This window comes from Novipirellula methanifontis (assembly GCF_052161655.1).
In the GTDB taxonomy this organism is placed as follows: Bacteria; Planctomycetota; Planctomycetia; order Pirellulales; family Pirellulaceae; genus Novipirellula.
Genome location: NZ_CP197418.1, coordinates 6,480,239 through 6,497,677, shown reverse-complemented (window position 1 = coordinate 6,497,677; position 17,439 = coordinate 6,480,239). Strand labels below are relative to the sequence as shown.

Below are 17,439 nucleotides of genomic sequence, written 5' to 3'. Positions count from 1 at the left end.
CCAATTTTTAATGTTCAGCTGACACGGGCGGCCCGAAGGATCGCCATGCCAACGCGAAGTCCATCATTCGGCGAGTTCCGCGCCAAATCGTTTCCATCCCCGGTGGCCCATCATGTTTGCGTCGATTGTAGCCACCTAACTGAGCAAGCATCGGGATGAACTGCGAGAGTTCTGGGGCTGATTTGGGTGGTTCGGTTTCCTCAACGATTTTCCATACCGACTTCCACTCCGCTTCGCTGAACACGACATCACTGGGCAACTCAGGGCATTCTCGTCCAAGGAACGTGACAAACAGGATCCGCCACGCGACCACTTTGTAAAACATCAACGCGCGAATCAATCTGCTTTTCGTTTCCAGCATGATGTCCTCGACACGGCAGCCCGATTTGTAGACTCTGAAAAACATTTCCACTGGCCACCGTGCAACGTAGTAATCAACGATTCGCAGAACATCCTGGTAGTTGTCAATCGGAAGTGAACTCAACAGCAGCCAGTTCAGGTCGGTTCCGTCGCCCGGACCGCCGACCTCTTGCACAAGCACCACACTGAGCGTCACTTCGGGAAGAGCTGATCTTGCATGGGGAGGTTTCATTTTTGTGCGAATCGCTCGGATTTCCAGAGTGGCTGTTCGGGCGGCGCGCTTCGCGGTGGCTGGCAGTTCGATCTGCCGCGTCGTGACGAGGTTAGAGTTTTCGACTTCCTCACGCATCTTCTTGTAGGTATTGCCGCCCGCTTGTTCATCTTTTTCAGGCAAGCTGCGGACTTGTTTGCTACGGATGACGAAGTCCGCAGGGCATTCGTGTTTTTCAGCTTCGACGAAGATGTCATAGATGTCACCTTCGCGGTCAGCCAACGAAACAATTTGCGTCTGGGGGCACTGGGATGCCAACTGGCAGCAACGCCGATAGCCTTGGAGCCATCGAAAACTTTCCTTGTCTTCGATGGGATCTGTCTTTCGCTCTGCTGCATTGCCCAAGCTCTCTTCGCTACGATCAAAGAAGTCGACATCGAGCACTCCCAGGCATAACTTTTCAGGGGTAAAGACAACGGAGCTATGGTCATAGAGCCCTCTCCTTTCTGCTTGATTGAGGCAACGCACATCGTCGGGGGCGTGATTGCCAAAGTCCAATTCGGTCGTGTCTTGGGCCACGCAGACAACCTTCTGAAACTTGATTCGCTGAATCGTCGCTCGCCGGTGAGCGCTGAGAATCTCGTCGCTATCGACCTGCGAGTTTTGCAGGAACCGATAGGCTCCTTTGGCATCCTTCCATTTGTCGCAGGCTGCGTTGATACTCTCTTGAGGGTTGGCGAAGAGTGCCTTGAGAATCGCTTTGGATCGATCGTTTCGGCTTTTGTGACCGAAGTCGATTGTGTTAAATTCTTGTTCAATGGTGGTCGGAATCGCATTCATCAATTGATCTCCTATCGCGTTAAAATAGGAAATAAATGGCGCAAATCGCGTGCCAAGACAGAGCTATTTTTGCAGGGAATTAAAAAACTATTGGGTAATCAGCAGGCTTCCAGCCTGGGGTTACTGTGGTTCCCAGGCTGGAAGCCTAGGCTACGTCATGGCGGCAAGAGCCTCACGGACGTCATCAACGCTTCAGTGATATAATCGACGTCCATCGCAGAAGATGGCATGCCTCTTATCCAACCAAGTCAATACGAGTCATTCAGCATAATGATCTGAGCCGACGCGATAGCCGCAGGCATGTTTCCTGCAATGTTGACGGGCCCGCGGCTAACGCCGTCGGCTCACAAAAGGATCGACGTTTCATCGGAAGATAGCGAAAGACATGCTTATCGCGGTTGTTTGTTCTTCAAGCTCTTGAGCTTCCAATCGCGAGCTAGTCAGCCAGGCTATCGACGATCTGGTCAATCTCGGCGTCACTCAGACGCTGACGAGTTTCAAGCAGCATCTTTCGAACGTGTGCCTTGCCCTCGAAGCCACTGGGATGGCCGATGTTACCCAACGGTCCTTCACTGTCGACTAATACTTTCTGATCAGCGTCAAAGATCACGTGGAATGGAACGCCGTGCCGCCCACCGCGATTCAGTCGCTCAGCAACATGGAAGCCATGGTTGTCTCGCACATTGTCGATCTTTAGCATGACATAGTCTTTGGACAATAGCTCTCGGTTGTCATCTAACCATCTGGCCATTCTAAAACATGGGCCGCAGTAACGTTGACTGATACGAGCCCACACCACTCGCTGGGAATCCTGGGCTTCTGCAAACGCATCATTCCATTTTTCTTCGGCATCGAGTTGGCTGGGCGAGTGCAAGTTGACGAAATTTTCGGCCGTGGCTGCTGCATCTTTGTCCGAAATGTCCAATTCCAATCGCCCCAGTTCATTGCCTTTCGAGTCGATTGCACATGCGAATATTCGGCTGGCGTCGGGTAAGGGGACCTTTCGCTCCTTCAAAAAGTTGACGTCCTCTTGCGGCAGGCTCGCCGCATTTCCAGCTACGACCAGCTGCATGAACGTGGAGTTATTCTTGTTGATTCCATAGTTTACGAAGTTCTTGGCGACGAATTTGTTTGTCGATTCGTCGTCGGCTGATGTGATCACCATTATGTGAAATCCCATCAACGAACAATCTCGAAGCATGGATTCATAACGATTGGCAAGCGGAGTATTGGCTGAGCCTGACTGCTCGCCTAAATGGCTAACCGCGACGGGCCGATTCTCCCCTGACTGCAGAAAAACATTATCGAGGTAGCGAGTCGCAGTCGGATCGTCGATCGAGCTGGCGCGAATGCCAATCTTCACCCGGCTCGGCAAACCGGTGAGCGTATAGTTTCCTAGCGAATCCGTCGTTGTCTCGATTCGCCTCGCTTCGAAACTTGTCGAAAAGCTCGCTCGCCTGTCGTAATCCACCTCACCTTCGAGCTGAACGCTTGCCCAAACTTTGTGTCCCGCCAGCGGTTGGTCAGCGTCGCCGACTAACTGCCCTCGATAGTCGATCGTCGGACGCATCGGCAAAACGATAGGCAAATCAGGCTCCGTTGCCACGATCGCACCCGCAGCCTTTCCATCCTGCGTGATTGCGAAGATCCCGATTTTGGTTGCGAACGTCTTGAAAGAAAACGAGCCGTCTTGCTGGACGACAAATTCTTGCTGATCGTCGTAGTCACCATCGACGCTGGCGATTTTGACCTCAGCATTTTGCAAACTCGAATCACACGCTTTGCTTAACATCAATTTGCCTGTGACGGTGCGTTTCTGATCGAACTCGCGATGCAAGCGAACGATTGTCGGATTGTCGCTTCTGGAGACTTTGGCCACTGCTTCTGTCCGCCAAAGCGGCGTATACACCGAGGCTTTTAGCTCACCTGGAAGTGAGACTGTCGTAGCGATGCCATCTTCGTTGGTCGTTGCAAACCATTGCGGCCCACTGGTGCCATGACGAGTTTTTCCATTCTCTTGCCACGAATATCGATGCTCGCGTGCAAAATTCACACTCAAGTTTGGATACGGTTTCTCGTTCTCGCCAGACGTGACAATCACCTCGACGTTTTGGCCTTGCTTAACTGCAAGTGTCGGTGACGTGATAGTGTCGGTTTCTGACTGATACGGAATCAAATGACTGACTTCACCGGCCCATTTCGAATCGAGTGTCCAAGTGCAGTACGTTGCATCGGGAAGCACGTCCATCACGAATTCTCCGTTGGTGTCGGAAAAAGCGAATAGCCCGTCCGATTGGTTCTCTCGCTCTCCTTGGAATGACCGCAGCGTCACAAAGAAACCTTGATTGCCAGATTTCCCCTGCACCTCCGTTCGTCCGGTGATTCGCTTTCGACTCAATCCCTTCTTCAGCTTCAATACGGCTACGTCATCGATCATTTCCGGATCGCCGTCACGGATCCACTCGCGAGTTTGCAAATCAGGATAAAAGTGGTGCTGATCCCAGTCGGGAAACCATGAATAGACGACTTCGCCATTCGCGTCCGTCGTCAATCGCGAGTTCTCATTTGTCCCGATGTAGTTGTAATTAGGCATCGTTGCCATCTGTAGCACAAACGTAACATTGGGCACCGGCGCTGCGTCTTGGTCCACGAACCTCAGTTTCTGATCACGACATTGGCTCAGTTCCACTTCGTGCTGGTCAGCGTAGGGATCGCGGGGCGGTTGTCGGTTGAAGCTGAATCCGCCAATACGAAAGTCTTCAGTCCAAGTGGTGATTCGAGTGGGCTCTTGTGTGGGCAGCAGCCGGAATTTCGCGATTCCGTCCGCATCGGTGCGTTCTCGAAGCTCGATGCCGAATCCCAATTCTGTCTTGACGAACGCGTTTGGAATCGGCTCGCCCTGATGCATCACTTTTACGTTCATTACTCGCGTCGGTCGCTGTAGCGTCAGCTTGATTCCATCAATCGCGGCCTGCCGAACTTGATACATGTTCAGACGTATGTACTGGACGAGTGATCCATCCTTGGAAGCGACCCGCAACCACATTGAATACCAATTCTGTTCATTCACCGAGATCCACAATTCAAATCGGTTCCTACTGACAATGGGTTCCAGCGGATGTGATACAGCGTTGGCGTTGATGCCACCCTCAGCGACGATGTCGTTTGCAGGCTGGCCATCGGGATAGAAGACCTCACCCCGCAATCGAATCTGTAGCTGATCGAGCGTTCCCCGAATCCAATCATTCGTGGGTGATTCTGCGTGCAGCGGAGGTTGCGGTTCGGCAAGCAAAGTAACCGCGACGACAAAGAAAGCAACAAGCATGCGTGTCAACATTTGGATCTCCGTCAGTGCGTTTCCTGTATAGACCAAGATGCTGATTCTAACAGAGTCAGTCTCGATGAGTGGCACGTTCAGTTTATCCTTTATCCGCGCAGTTTGTCCGCGACGTTCTCGGTCATGATCCGTCGCGGGTAGCCAGCATCAAAGTAGTGCTGGCCGCGTCTTTATATGGCGGTTCCCAGGCTAGAAGCCTAGGCTACGTCATGGCGGCAATAGCCTCACGGAAGTCATCAACGCTTCAGTAATAAAATCGACGTCCATCGCAGAAGATGGATGCCTCTTCTCTAATGCAGGTCAATGCGAGTGATTCCACATAATGATCTGAGCCGACGTCTTACCGGAAGATAGCGAAAGACTTGCTTATCGCGGCTGTTTGTTCTTTGCGCTGTTGAGCTTCCAATCGTAAGGTAGCCAGTCCGGCTGAGGCGCGGTGCCGTTTTCCAGAGCCTGCGTCAACTGTGTTGAGTAGCTTGCTGCCAACTGGGAAACGCTGCCAGCGACCTGTTCAAAATCGCCACCGTACCAGTTGTAGAGTTTTGTTAGTTCCAACTGGTTGAACGAGGGATCGAAGGTGAACCACGTCTTGTGATGATGGACGTACTCGGTCCCCGTTAAGGGAACTTGCTTGGGACAATATGCTTGTGTTTTCCATAGATGGCAGCCTGGTTTTGCGTCAATCGAGTGAAACTACCGTTAGCGTGGTTTTCGTTTTATAAATGGGAGACGCCCGAGCAGCCAGTTCCTTACAGAATTCAGTTCCGTAAAGAATTCCGCATTGCGCCAACGCTGGAAAGCGTCGAAACGGCGTAGGGCACCAAGTACGTCAACCCCATCTTCCGCCCCATCCCCGTCGTCAGCTCGCCGTTGAGAAGTACATCACCATGATTGATCACAACCAACAGCGTGCCGACGAAAACGCTGTACCCGAGCGCTCGTAACACCACCGTTCGACTAAGCGCGAGTTGGAGCCATGATTTCATTTTGCAAGTCCCTTTGTTTGCATGTAACTTTTCTGAGAACTATGACTTTTCTCGTCGAGTTTGAGTACATGTTCAATGGGGGCATTTATCCGACGTTTCAGGCAGGGAATACGTCAATACATGTAAAGCTTGCGAATGACATTTTGTCTATGACTTACATTACCGGTACACCATAACGCAATGAAACGTGGTTTCAAAAGACAGCCGTGTACTTGGCGGGGACTTTGTATTTGGAACTGTAGGTGTGAACCCGATTCGTCTGTACACCTTGCATGGTCACCAGCGGCAGTTCTGCTTGACACCAAGCCAGGATACTGCCTTTGAAATTCATTGCGGTAAAACCGTCGGACACCAATTCGTTTGCATACAGTCCCGACCGATACCCGATCGTGCAGTAAACGACGATGGTATGATTGCGATATTGCGTTTTGTTTTTTTCAAACTGCGTTTTCGTGACTGCTCCAGGGATCATCGAAACTTGGTACTCTTCCGCTTCTCGCACATCGACGATCACGTGTGGAGTATCAATGCTGTGCTGCCTGTACGCGCGCTCCGCCTTTATCTTTAAGAGTTGTTCGACATTCAGCTCAGACGCTGATGAAAAACCAGCGAATAGGCCTCCAAATCGTGCTGTCAAAATTGTGGGCAATCCAGCAAGGAACAGAATGGCGACACTGATAGGTAAGAAGCGTGGCACGGGGAACCTCATCCATGAAGTACTGCTTTTAATTCGCGTCGACAGCAAGAACGGCATCCGACTTGTCGCAGTCTGCATACGCCGCCAGATACATAAGACGACACATTCCGTTTCCCACTCAGTGAGATTAATTACATTGGCAATAATGTTGTGTGATTAGCTGGCCATACTGCACAAATCGCACTGCTGAGAATCACGTCTACACATACGAGATTCTTTTTCATCTCGACTCTCCACGAAATGCGACTCAGCCCAATGCTTTTGGCCTGAGCCGCTAAATACAAATGAAATTGTATCCGTCGGTTTGCCAACTTAGGGTCCCGCCTGGACGCTAGCCTTGTCGCCAGCTGCAGTGGACGCTGAAGATGCCACGGCATCGGTGCCGGTAACAGAATCGGTGAAGATTCCGTTGTATCCAGCCTGCACCAGAGAAGTGAGAATTTGATCCTGCGGGACAGGACAAAAGTTTTCATAGCCGACGATGGCTTCACCTTTTTCGTAGTTGACTTCGACTGCTAACACGCCTGGCACGGTCCGAATTGTCTTGGCAACAAGGGCCGAGCAGCCTTCACATGTCATGCCTTCCACTTGGATGACCTCCCGGATCATGTTGTCTGTTACCGTCGTCGCGTCACCGCTGAGAAACGCTCCGACGTAGCTTGGAAAAAACAGGAACAAAACCGCCATGGCGGTCACGCCCCACAGCATGACCTTATTCATGGTTATCCTATTGAAACGGCCACTGGTTGGCGGACAGCATGCTTCGCCGCTGGTTGGCTCTGTCGCACAGCAACCGTGCCCCTCAGCGGTCTCGCTTGTATTCCTGGGTCGGTACGTATTCTTTGGTCGGTACGTGTAATAGAACGCAGCAGCAAGGAAGCCGAACGTAATGACCATGAATAGCGGGCGGTATGCTTCCAACGTTGCTGCAATCCCTGCCCCGGAGACACCGACGGCCAGCAAGACCAGTGGAAACCAACAGCAAGCGGAAGCCATGATCGCCGAGACGAGCGTTCCAACCTTGGCAATCTTCTCGCCTTTGTTGCCGGTTGGCTCAGCGGGTGTCGTTATCGTATCTGTAGCATTCATTCCAATTTCTCCTATAGCAATTTTGATCCCTTTTCCGACGCTTCCCAAACAGCACGAGCCGGATGGGTTCTCGGTCTCGCATCGGCACCCAGGGTTCTTCATTTTTGCCCGAATGTCTTCTGTGGCGTTACTTTTGCCTTCGGAGCGAAGCTCTTCCTTGATGCTTGCGATGGAGTGACCAAAACAGTAGCACAAGGGCCGCTCTCCAGTCGTTTCCTTGACTCCGACAGCGACACGCAATTGGTCCTTCGTAAATGCTCGTTGACTGAACTCAGCGAAGTAGACGACGTCGCAATTCTGGGAATCGCAAAACCGCCAGCCGCTGTCCTTTGTTAACGGTGAACACCCACCATCGCCGCTTCCAGAGGAACTACAACAGGAGTGGTCATCGGCCGCAAACTCGCCAGCGAACTCGTCGTTGAGCAGCGCTCGCAACGTAACCGTTCCGACTTGCTTCGCCTTCTTGCCGCAGGCTGGACACCGCACTCGAATTTCCCTGGCTTCATCGGTACTCATTGACACCCTTCTCTTGTTTGAATCTCGACTCACGAATAGAGTCACACAATACGAACGAGTCGTATTCTTCTTTTAACATTATCGACCTTACACGTAGGTGTAAGGTCAAGCCCGAATGGAGTTTTTCCGAATGGAGTGTTCGGCGCGACCATCCATGTTCTTGCTTAGGGACAATGCTCGATGGAAAACCAGTACACGATCAGCCAATTGGCAAAAGCAGCGGAAGTTCCCACTAGCACGCTACGGTATTACGAGCGAATCAAGCTGGTGGAGCCGGAAAATCGCAGCTATGGCAACTATCGACTTTACAACGATGAATCGCTGAAGAAGGTGAAGTTTATCCGGGCCGCACAGGCGATCGGGTTCTCGCTGGACGATGTAAGAGCCCTGCTATCGGACGGGGCAGGAGGCGCTCCGACTTGTGGAAGCGTTCAATCGTTGATCCAAGTTCGGCTCGCAGATATCGAATCGCAGCTCAAAGATATACGCCACGTTCGCAAAGTGTTAAAGGCAGCTTTGGAACAGTGTCACGAACAGAAGAAGACGGACTGCTGCCACGTCGTGACTGAGCTTCGAGCGAAGTGACCACCAAATTGAGGCAGCAGTGCGAAACGCAAAAGCAGAGCGATTGCTGTCACGTAGTTAGGAAATTGCGTGGCGGGTAGTAAATGAATTACCGGTTTATCTGGCGGCCGTTCTGCAGCTACACCATGTCGTTGCGGGACCGCCAACACAGACTCGACGGGGCGTTTTGCAGCTATGTGATTTGAGTTCCATTGCCATGTCGTGTGAGACCGCTCACAGACGGTCGAAATACTTCGTGTTACGCTGTCGCGATATTTGCACTGACTATTTTGGCACCGATGCAAGGCAGGAATGTGGCGGGCGAAACAGCACAAGACTCCAACCAAGACGCGGAAGCAAACGTGTACGCAGGCCCGCTTGCGATACTCGCTGGCCTGTCGATTTGCGTCTACGGAATCATCTCGCTGCTGAGTTGGCGGTTCGACGTTGGTAGTGTGACCACCGAGCGACCGATCATCGCAGTACTGTGCCTGTTCGCGTTGGCGTTTGCCGCATACTTGGGAGCGATTTGGATCGTCTGGCGGTCCCAGCAAAATGGCCGAATGCTGAAACTGGTGATAGGCTCCGCGATCGTGTTTCGTGTCGTGATGTTGTTCTCACTGCCCATCCAGGAAGTCGACATCTATCGTTATCTCTGGGACGGAGCAGTCACCACCGCTGGCGTCAGTCCGTTTCGTTACAGTCCCCAACAAGTAAGTTCGGCCGACATCGTAACCACCGACGATCAAGATTTACAGCGACTGACGGAAATGCGAGATCGTGATCCGGCGCTCGCTGAAATCTTGCACCGGGTGCATTTTCCTGAGTTGCCGACGATCTATCCGCCGACCAGCCAAGCGGTGTTCGCGGCAGCTAATCTGACGACGCCATCGGCGGCGTCATTGCTGACGCGATTGTTCATCATGAAGGCTTGCTTCGTCGGTTTCGACATCGCGACGCTGTTCGTGGTAATTGCTCTGCTTCGGGCATGTGCCAAACCCGTTGGATTTTGTGTGATCTATGCGTGGTGCCCGCTGCTGATGAAAGAGGTCGCGAACAGCGGTCATTTGGATGCCGTCGCCGTGTTCTTGACCACGCTGGCCGTCTATCTGGTGGTTTGCGTCCTGCAACGGTTTCCGCTGGCGGTCTGCGAAGAGTCGGACTCCGAATCGAACGCGGCTGCCCCGATGCGTTTGCCGTTCGCCCATAGTTCGCTGGCCGGTGCCGTGCTCGCATTGGCGGTGGGGGCAAAGCTTTACCCCATCATTCTGACGCCGCTTGTGTTTTTCTCGTTTGCAAAGCGATTGGGGTGGCGATTCGTCTTTGTTCCAACCGCAGTATTTATCGTTACAACGGGGGTGCTTCTATCGCCGCTGATCCCCGGCGACAGAACGCATGCTGAAGAAGATCGCAGCCATGATCCAAGCCTTGGCGTGGTGACGTTTCTTCACCATTGGGAAATGAACGATTTCATTTTTCTGATCATCATCGAAAATCTTAAGCCGACTGCTCAGCGTGGTCCCCACGAGGTCGCTTGGTTTACGGTGATGCCCGAGTCGGTGCGAGAGACCGTTGTGAATTCGGCTGCAACACTGTTGAATATCACCCCCGCCGAGGCTCCCTTCATGCTCGCACGTGCAAGCACTGCGGTGATCTTCATTGTCATCGCTGTCTCGCTTGCTTGGCGGGCCTCCTCCAGGGATTCAGCGAGTTTCTGTGAGGCGGCGTTCTTAACAATTGCCTGGTTTTGGCTGCTCTGTCCGACACTGAATCCATGGTATTGGACGTGGGCATTGCCTTTGTTGGCATTTGCCAAAAGCCGCGCGTGGCTCGCCGTCAGCGGTCTCGTGTTTGTTTACTATCTCAGGTTTTGGCTGAGTTATCATTTCGCAGACACTGCGGTACTGGGAACACGGTACACCGGAGCAGCATTTTACGACTTCATCGTCACTTGGATTGAGTTTGCTCCGTGGTTTGCCGTGTTGATCGTCGGTTACGCTCTGCGTCGGAATCGCAGCACGACGTCCGAAACGGGTTAGACGCGTAATTTGCGACACTTTCTGTGAACGCCGTCAAAAAAGAAAGCTCCGCCGTTGTGAGATCCAATACAGACGCATCGATTGTGTGTGGCGACGATAGTGTTGTGGGAAGACGCCGAGCGAACGGCGTCTCCAGGCGTTTTGTTTTTAAGTTTGTTGTTAATAGAGGAACGAGATCATGGTCCGCCAAGAGTTGGAAACAAATGCTCAATGGGACGAGTGTGCTAAAGGTACCCTCAGCGATTTGCAGCATCGACTGCGAAGCGATCACCGTCGCGAATCCGCAGTTCGAGTTGGCACTCCGATTGTCATCCTGGCGTTGTTAGGGATTGGAGGTTGGATGATTAGTGCAACCATTGCCCCAACGATGAACCCGCCGGTTCCTCATGAATTCAATTTCGGCGGTGTGACGTGCAGCGAGTTCCAGGCGTCGATGCGGCAGTTCTCGATGGAGCAACTGCCCACCGCTCAGCAACAAGCTTTCGCCATCCATCTTCAGCAGTGTTCGGTTTGCCAAGAGAAAATCGACGCGATGAAGAATGCCACCACCCCGAGGTCGGCTCAAAGAACTGTCAAGAAGTTGCAGAACGGTTTTCGAACTCACAGACCCATGTTCGCGGCGAACGTAGATTGATTAGACACGACCACGAAGGTGTGTGGTCGAAACAATCGAATCTATAACGAAGATTGAATCATGCTCGTCTTATCAAGAAAACTAGGTCAACGGATTGTTGTAAACTTTGGCGATCAAGTCGCGATGCTGGAGGTGTTGAGGATTGATGGGAACCGAGTTCGTCTGGGTATCGCAGCCGAAAATGCCGTTGGCGTCCATCGTGAAGAAGTGTGGGCCGAAATGGGGTCGTGCATCGAGCCAGAGACCCCCGGCAACCATTGCCCAATCAAAGTGGTTGCTTAGATAGCATCGGTTTTGTTGCCGCCGATGCCTGCCATTCTCTCATACAGGATGCGTAGCTCCTGCCCACTGCCGGAACGCTGTGAAGCATTTCCTGGTAGCTACCTTCGCCAGAAGGTGGTGATTCGCTTAGGACGTCAACAATCCACGCTCTGGCGAGCGTAGCTACGAAACGCAAATACCGTAATCTGCCGCCTCTAAATGCTTCACAGCATTGCCGATGCCCGGCGTCTGGCGAAGCGAATCAGGCCGCTGGTGTTGGATTCGTTTTGCCATAGAAGGATTCTTCGGCGAATGTGTTGGACCTCACAGACGAGAAGTGGTTTTGATGGGATGATGGCGGAATATCCGCTCAATTCCAATCAAGCCAGACTCCCAGGCTACGAAGATGAAAGATGTCGAGAACTATCTCCGAGAATCGGTCTGGGTCGTCATCCCGGCACTCAACGAAGAGAAGTCGATTGGTCTAGTGCTTCGTGATTTGCCGTGTGTCGCGGGGGTGATCGTGGTGGACAACGGCAGCACGGACAATACCAGTCGTATCGCGGCGCAATCGGGTGCGATCGTGGTGCCTGAACCGCAACGTGGTTACGGTGCCGCCTGCTTGCGGGGCCTCGAAAAACTTCGTGAGCTGACGATCGCAGGAACGGCGACTCCAAACGCGGTAGCATTCGTCGACGCAGACTACAGCGACCACTCGGATTTATTGCCTGAATTGGTCAGCCCGATTGTAGCGGGCAAGGCCGACTTCGTGCTCGGATCGCGATTGCTAGGCAAACGTGAACCGGGAGCCATGCCTCCGCAAAGTGTTTTCGGAAATAAGCTCGCGTGTTTTCTAATGCGGCTGTTTTTCGGCGTTCGCTACACCGATCTCGGACCCTTTCGAGTGATCCAATATAGCCGACTGTGCGAACTGAAGATGCAAGACGAAAACTTTGGCTGGACGATCGAAATGCAAATCAAAGCAGTAAAACTTGGACTGCGTTTCCTAGAAATCCCGGTGCCGTATCGAACTCGTGTTGGCACTAGCAAAATCAGTGGTACGGTAAGCGGCTCAGTCAAAGCCGGCTACAAAATCCTGTACACGATCGCCAAATATGGATTGCTTCCAAAATCAACTCACCGAAGTGTGTCGCTTCCGAGGAAAGCAGCGGCTTGCACTGCCAAGCCTTCGTGAATGAACCGTCGTTCCGGCATTGTTTTGCGATATTACGAGACAAGTCGCGGCGTTTTTCGATGCACTGACATTGCCATCTGTTCAACTTGAATCAAAACAATCCGTTGTCGACCGACGTTGACCCAGCCCTCCGATTTCAGTTGTCCAAGTAAGATGGTGACGGTTTCGCGGGTGCTGCCCATCAAATTCGCAATTTCCTGATGCGCCAATTTGATCCGCAACCGGATGCCATCGGAATCGTCGATGCCAAACTGTTCGGCCAAGTCCAGCAACAAGTGAATTAGCCGGTCGCGATTGGATAGAAAGAGCAAGTTTTTCAATCGTCGCTCGACGCGATGCCGCCGCAGACCAATCATCTTGGTCAGGGCAATCGAAACGTCGTGATTTGCCGCCACCAATTCTTGCAGTTCGTTAGCTGGGATCATTACGACCGTCGATTTCTCAACGGCTTCCACGTATTCATCTCGCTGCTCCGAATCAAAAATGGCCAATTCGCCGAACAGCTCTCCCGGTTCGGCAAAGGCCAAGATTGATTGCTTTCCGTCATTGGTCAGGTTGCAGACCTTAACAAGACCGCTGGCGAGTAGAAACACACAATCCGCGGATTGGCTCGGCAAATAGACCGGACTGCGTGCCGGAAACGACCGCGATCGACAACGAGATTCCAATCGTGACAACTGTTCCGGTTGCAACTTTGTGAATAGCTCGTTGTTCTTCAAATGCCAGATTCTCTGAGGCACACTTATTTCCTCTTCGCCAAGTTCGATCCGCGAATGGGGACACACGTCGTGGCCACATGCTCGCGGTTATTCCCTGAAGACGCCCGAACGTGGGATTCCTTACACAAGAAAAAAAAGGATGAAAATTTGCCTGTTCAGCGGTTTTCAATGTTCCGTCCAAAATGAAATCGAAAATTCCTGCGAGGCCCTGAGGCGTGATTTCGCGGCGAGCCAAACGCTGAGCCCCATTTTTCGTCAGCGGGTGCTGGGGGGGCGGCGTCGGCAGATGATTCATGTCGACGATCGCTGCTGACGCGACAAATGACGGCGAGCCTACACATCCACGCGGCCACTTCACGCACAATCTCGCTGCCGTTGGACACCCAGCGGATCCTCGGTTCGCCAAGTTGCCCAATGACCGATATAATTTGGGATCATCGACGGACTTATCCCAATTTTTTCAGGCGATCCCATTTGTGAAGATTGTTTCCAATGCCTAGTCCTCCCTTCGTTTTAATTCCAGCTAAGACGTTTTTGCATCTCGCGATAACTCTAGTGCTCAGCGCCTCGCTTGGGTTTGCGGATGAGCTTGAAATGCGAGCGGAAGTCCCTGATGAAAAAGTTCAAGCAGAAAAGGTCTCGCTCATTCACGAGATTTACAGAAACGACTACGAGTCGGCGCAGTCGCGAGAAGAAAAGTTGCGTTTCGCTCAGAAACTATACCAGGTCGGGTTGGACACCAAGAAGGATCTGACGGGGCGATTCGTATTGTTGCGAATTGCGAGAGACATCGCGATTGAACAACGCGATCCAGATATTACTATCCGTGTGATCGACGCGATGAATGAAACCTTTCAGATTGACGCGTTGCAGATGAAGGTTGCTTCGCTCACAAGTATTGCGGATGCCGCGCGCATGCGTAGCGAACATCATGGCGTCGCGTCTGAGCTTGTTTTACTGATCGATCAATGCGTCAAATCGGACCGCTATGTGATCGCCGAGCCTTTGCCCGAGATTGCTGTCAATGCTGCACTCAGAGCCAGAGATAATTCGCTGCGTCTTGCCGCACTCACGCGACAGGATGACCTTGTGGAGTTGGCTCGTGGCTATAAACGAATCGCGAACTCGTTAGAGACGCTCGCCGTTAACGCGGATGCCCCCGAAGCCAATCTTGTGGTCGGCAAATTCTATTGCTTTTCGAAGGGAGATTGGGCGAGGGGACTACCCATGCTGGCCGTGGGCACGGACGAGGTATTGAGATCCCTTTCCCAACAAGAACTGGCGCAGCCTGCTAATGCGCTGGCGCTCGGCGAAGGATGGTGGGAGTTTGCCGAGACAACCAATGAACGAGAGAAACAAAGTATCCGCGAACATGCCGCGATGTGGTACGTAAAGGCGATACCAGATCTTTCCGGACTCAATAAGGCTCGCGTCCAGCGACGAATCCAAGATGCGGGGCTGCAGCGAAATGACGCCACAACCAATGCTCATTCCGAACCTCAATTCGCCTTGGCTCTGGATGGGAAAACGAGTTACGTGTCGGTGAATACCCTCCGATACGATGGACGCTATCCGATCACGGTCGAAGCGATTGTCAAAGTGGACGTGCCGCCGAAAACAACGGGAGTGATCTGCGGGACATACGATGACGCCGGTTTAGGATTGGCAATTCTGAAAAACGGACTTTGGGAATTTGCGGTCCGATCTCGCTCCGGTGGCTACCGACTCAGCCAGTCCGGCAAGTCAGCCACATTAGGCAAGTGGACACACGTCGCTGGCGTCTATGACATGAGCCAATGTTTCCTCTGTGTCGATGGAAAGATTCAGTCGTCCGTCCAACCAGTGCCTGGCGGGCACAAAGCGTCCAAGATTCCAATCCAATTGGGGATCAATCCCGGTCGCGTGCGAGTTGATTTCTTTCATGGTCAGATACGAGAGTTGAGAATCTCGAAAATCGCCAAGTACACCGCTCCCTTCCGAGCAGCTCAAGAATTTGATGCCGACGAAAATACAATCTTGCTGCTGAAGTTTAACGAAGGCAGTGGAGTTGTCGCGAAAGATATCTCGGGTAATCAGCATCATGGCGCGATCGTGAACGGAACCTGGATCCCGCTTGACTAACGGGGAGTCCATTTCTGGTAGGCTTTTCGTGCTGTTTTTCAAATAGCGATTGCCTCACTTATCCGCTGCGAATTGGAACGCGGGTTTTCCAGTGATGTCGGTGCTGGTGATGGTTGGACACCAGTATCGCTCGATGTGCATCGTAACCAAGCGGTTGCCATCAAAATGGTCCACATAAGGACTTTGGCGATGATTGTACATTGTGTCACTCAGATCTCGCATCAGCACCACGTTTTGACCTTGGTAGACCAGTTGACGGATTGAAAAGGGGCGTCCTAGCACGCACATGTTCATGTGCACTCCCATCACAATCACATTGCGAATGCCACGCTGTTTCATCAGATAGAACGCTTCGGCGTTGTCCGTGATCGCATCTCCGGGTCGGATTTCGATCGTGTCGATTTGCCGACTCCATGCCTGTCGTGTTTTGCATGCGGGATCGCAATCGCAGCCTCCATCGGAGTCGTCGATCGGCAGCGGCGGTTCACGTGACGGATCGAGGTAGGCCCAGCGTTTGAGCGGAAGGGCGGTTTCGACCGAGGGAGCTTGCTGAGCGAGTTTTCGCATCGGAGTATCTTTGTAATAATCGACCACCGAGCTGGGGCAGTGAATGATCAACACCCCTTTGTTCCTGGCTTGGCTAATCACCGTGTTCATGTGCAAGGCCATCTCGGCAACGCGTTTTGTTGCACCGTCGCACCAGTGTTGGTCCCACATATCACAGACGATGATTGCGGTTTCCTCGGCTTTCCAGCTTTGCGTCTCGGTCGTGGTCAAATATCTCGGTTGCCCTCCGCCGCCGTCACTGACTTGGCTGCGTGGGTGCAGCGTCAACGTCTCTGCAGCTGCCGTGGCGGTGAAGCACGCGGTCATAGCGATTGCGGATACGACCGTCAGAAATTGACGCAGGACCACACGGCGGTGAAGCATGAGGATTGGGAACAATGGGAAATCATTACACACAGTCGTCAGCCTCGATGGTGGAAAGACTCGATACCCGTAAAGCAGCGGGAATCTAAAACGTCTATCAGTGTAAAGAGTATTGGCGCAGCCATGGGGGCGGATGATTCGCGAATGGCGAGCCACGAGGTGACGGCACGTAATAGCCCCGAACGCGTGTCCAGGGAAATCGTCTGCCGTCGCCATTGCGACCAGGAATCGAAAGAAAACTTGCACAACCCAAATTCCAGGCAATACCGGAGCTTTAGCAGCCAGGGCTAATCCTGGACTGCTAAATCTTTGGACCTGTTGTGATTTTTAGTTGCGTTTGATTTCTGCCACCTCTCCACTAACTTCGTTGGGGGAGAGGTCGAACGGAGCCATCAGCGACGTTCGGGTGAGGGGGCTGACCGAGCAACTCGCTCACCAATAAAATTGCCGATTGCACCGTAATTGCTCGCCGATAGCGCGGACGCCCCCTCACCCGAGCAACGCCTAAAGGGCGTGCTCGACCTCTCCCCCGACTTCGTCGGTGGAGAGGTAACTGCAATATCAGCCGGAAGAAAAAATTACCCCCAATATCCGATGTCAACGCCGACGCGTCGGCAGCCCAGGCTATTCCCCACAACGGGAAACGAGAGGCGACGGCAATACTTGAAGCACGCTAACTCTATTGACTTTGTTGCCTCGGTAGTTGCGGTCGCCTTTTGGAGGAAATAGGATGGTGCCTGGATGAACCGGTACGCTGCTGCTGGTACAACATTATCCACGAAGGTATGCCGGCGAACCGCCAATCCTTCACTGACCGAATCCCACCTTTGCTATGAATAGCTGCAAAAGACGCGGTCATAGCTTCCCACCCCACGCATCACAGACGACCCATTCTGCGTCGTACAACGAAGATGCTCGCACAATTACCCAGTGGAATGAA

General features: G+C 52.6%; 14 protein-coding genes. 6 read left to right on the top strand and 8 right to left on the bottom strand.

Annotated features, from left to right (window positions below):
* Nucleotides 1-7 precede the first annotated feature (7 nt).
* The 6 genes from SH528x_RS23405 to SH528x_RS23380 form a co-directional block, all read right to left on the bottom strand.
* Entirely contained in the window at nt 8-1,411 is a 1,404-nt protein-coding gene (locus SH528x_RS23405; protein ID WP_442505869.1) for an IS4 family transposase, read from the bottom strand.
* 436 nt (nt 1,412-1,847) lie between these two features.
* A complete protein-coding gene (locus SH528x_RS23400; protein WP_442505868.1) occupies nt 1,848-4,823 on the bottom strand; it encodes a thioredoxin family protein in 2,976 nt (991 codons plus the stop codon).
* A 291-nt stretch (nt 4,824-5,114) separates the two neighbouring features.
* Nucleotides 5,115-5,303, bottom strand: a complete 189-nt coding sequence (locus tag SH528x_RS23395) for a hypothetical protein (protein ID WP_442505867.1) — start codon at nt 5,301-5,303, stop codon at nt 5,115-5,117.
* A 203-nt stretch (nt 5,304-5,506) separates the two neighbouring features.
* Complete coding sequence (gene nrtS / locus SH528x_RS23390; protein WP_442505866.1) at nt 5,507-5,734, bottom strand: nitrate/nitrite transporter NrtS; 228 nt, start codon at nt 5,732-5,734, stop codon at nt 5,507-5,509.
* 193 nt (nt 5,735-5,927) lie between these two features.
* Nucleotides 5,928-6,431, bottom strand: coding sequence for a rhodanese-like domain-containing protein (locus SH528x_RS23385; RefSeq protein WP_442505865.1), 504 nt, complete (start codon nt 6,429-6,431; stop codon nt 5,928-5,930).
* Nucleotides 6,432-6,743: 312 nt separating this feature from the next.
* On the bottom strand, nt 6,744-7,520 hold the full coding sequence (locus SH528x_RS23380) for a mercuric transporter MerT family protein (protein WP_442505864.1): 777 nt from the start codon (nt 7,518-7,520) through the stop codon (nt 6,744-6,746).
* Nucleotides 7,521-8,216: 696 nt separating this feature from the next.
* Here SH528x_RS23380 and SH528x_RS23375 point away from each other — a divergent pair.
* The 5 genes from SH528x_RS23375 (at nt 8,217) to SH528x_RS23355 (ending at nt 12,729) form a co-directional block, all read left to right on the top strand.
* Nucleotides 8,217-8,621, top strand: coding sequence for a MerR family transcriptional regulator (locus SH528x_RS23375; protein WP_442505863.1), 405 nt, complete (start codon nt 8,217-8,219; stop codon nt 8,619-8,621).
* A gap of 278 nt (nt 8,622-8,899) precedes the next feature.
* A complete protein-coding gene (locus SH528x_RS23370; RefSeq protein WP_442505862.1) occupies nt 8,900-10,639 on the top strand; it encodes a hypothetical protein in 1,740 nt (579 codons plus the stop codon).
* A gap of 178 nt (nt 10,640-10,817) precedes the next feature.
* Nucleotides 10,818-11,273, top strand: coding sequence for a hypothetical protein (locus SH528x_RS23365; RefSeq protein WP_442505861.1), 456 nt, complete (start codon nt 10,818-10,820; stop codon nt 11,271-11,273).
* Between the two features lie 60 nt (nt 11,274-11,333).
* Complete coding sequence (locus SH528x_RS23360; RefSeq protein WP_442505860.1) at nt 11,334-11,555, top strand: carbon storage regulator; 222 nt, start codon at nt 11,334-11,336, stop codon at nt 11,553-11,555.
* Between the two features lie 385 nt (nt 11,556-11,940).
* The gene (locus SH528x_RS23355) at nt 11,941-12,729 is read left to right on the top strand and encodes a glycosyltransferase family 2 protein (RefSeq protein WP_442505859.1); all 789 of its coding nucleotides are present in this window, start codon (nt 11,941-11,943) and stop codon (nt 12,727-12,729) included.
* Nucleotides 12,730-12,761: 32 nt separating this feature from the next.
* On the opposite strand, the gene SH528x_RS23350 is transcribed toward SH528x_RS23355, so the two are convergent.
* Entirely contained in the window at nt 12,762-13,469 is a 708-nt protein-coding gene (locus tag SH528x_RS23350; RefSeq protein WP_442505858.1) for a Crp/Fnr family transcriptional regulator, read from the bottom strand.
* Between the two features lie 471 nt (nt 13,470-13,940).
* Here SH528x_RS23350 and SH528x_RS23345 point away from each other — a divergent pair, with 471 nt between their 5' ends.
* Nucleotides 13,941-15,569: a LamG domain-containing protein gene (locus SH528x_RS23345; protein ID WP_442505857.1), complete on the top strand. Its 1,629-nt coding sequence runs from the start codon at nt 13,941-13,943 to the stop codon at nt 15,567-15,569.
* A 54-nt stretch (nt 15,570-15,623) separates the two neighbouring features.
* On the opposite strand, the gene SH528x_RS23340 is transcribed toward SH528x_RS23345, so the two are convergent.
* Nucleotides 15,624-16,499, bottom strand: a complete 876-nt coding sequence (locus SH528x_RS23340) for an isochorismatase family protein (RefSeq protein ID WP_442505856.1) — start codon at nt 16,497-16,499, stop codon at nt 15,624-15,626.
* Nucleotides 16,500-17,439 lie beyond the last annotated feature (940 nt).

Bases quoted from the DNA above. Each gene is read 5' to 3' on its own strand.
- SH528x_RS23370 (WP_442505862.1), top strand. From the start codon at position 8,900: ATGCAAGGCAGGAATGTGGCGGGCGAAACAGCACAAGACTCCAACCAA.
- SH528x_RS23340 (WP_442505856.1), bottom strand. From the start codon at position 16,499: ATGCTTCACCGCCGTGTGGTCCTGCGTCAATTTCTGACGGTCGTATCC.
- SH528x_RS23365 (WP_442505861.1), top strand. From the start codon at position 10,818: ATGGTCCGCCAAGAGTTGGAAACAAATGCTCAATGGGACGAGTGTGCT.
- SH528x_RS23345 (WP_442505857.1), top strand. From the start codon at position 13,941: ATGCCTAGTCCTCCCTTCGTTTTAATTCCAGCTAAGACGTTTTTGCAT.
- SH528x_RS23360 (WP_442505860.1), top strand. From the start codon at position 11,334: ATGCTCGTCTTATCAAGAAAACTAGGTCAACGGATTGTTGTAAACTTT.
- nrtS (WP_442505866.1), bottom strand. From the start codon at position 5,734: ATGAAATCATGGCTCCAACTCGCGCTTAGTCGAACGGTGGTGTTACGA.
- SH528x_RS23405 (WP_442505869.1), bottom strand. From the start codon at position 1,411: ATGAATGCGATTCCGACCACCATTGAACAAGAATTTAACACAATCGAC.
- SH528x_RS23380 (WP_442505864.1), bottom strand. From the start codon at position 7,520: ATGAATGCTACAGATACGATAACGACACCCGCTGAGCCAACCGGCAAC.
- SH528x_RS23355 (WP_442505859.1), top strand. From the start codon at position 11,941: ATGAAAGATGTCGAGAACTATCTCCGAGAATCGGTCTGGGTCGTCATC.
- SH528x_RS23375 (WP_442505863.1), top strand. From the start codon at position 8,217: ATGGAAAACCAGTACACGATCAGCCAATTGGCAAAAGCAGCGGAAGTT.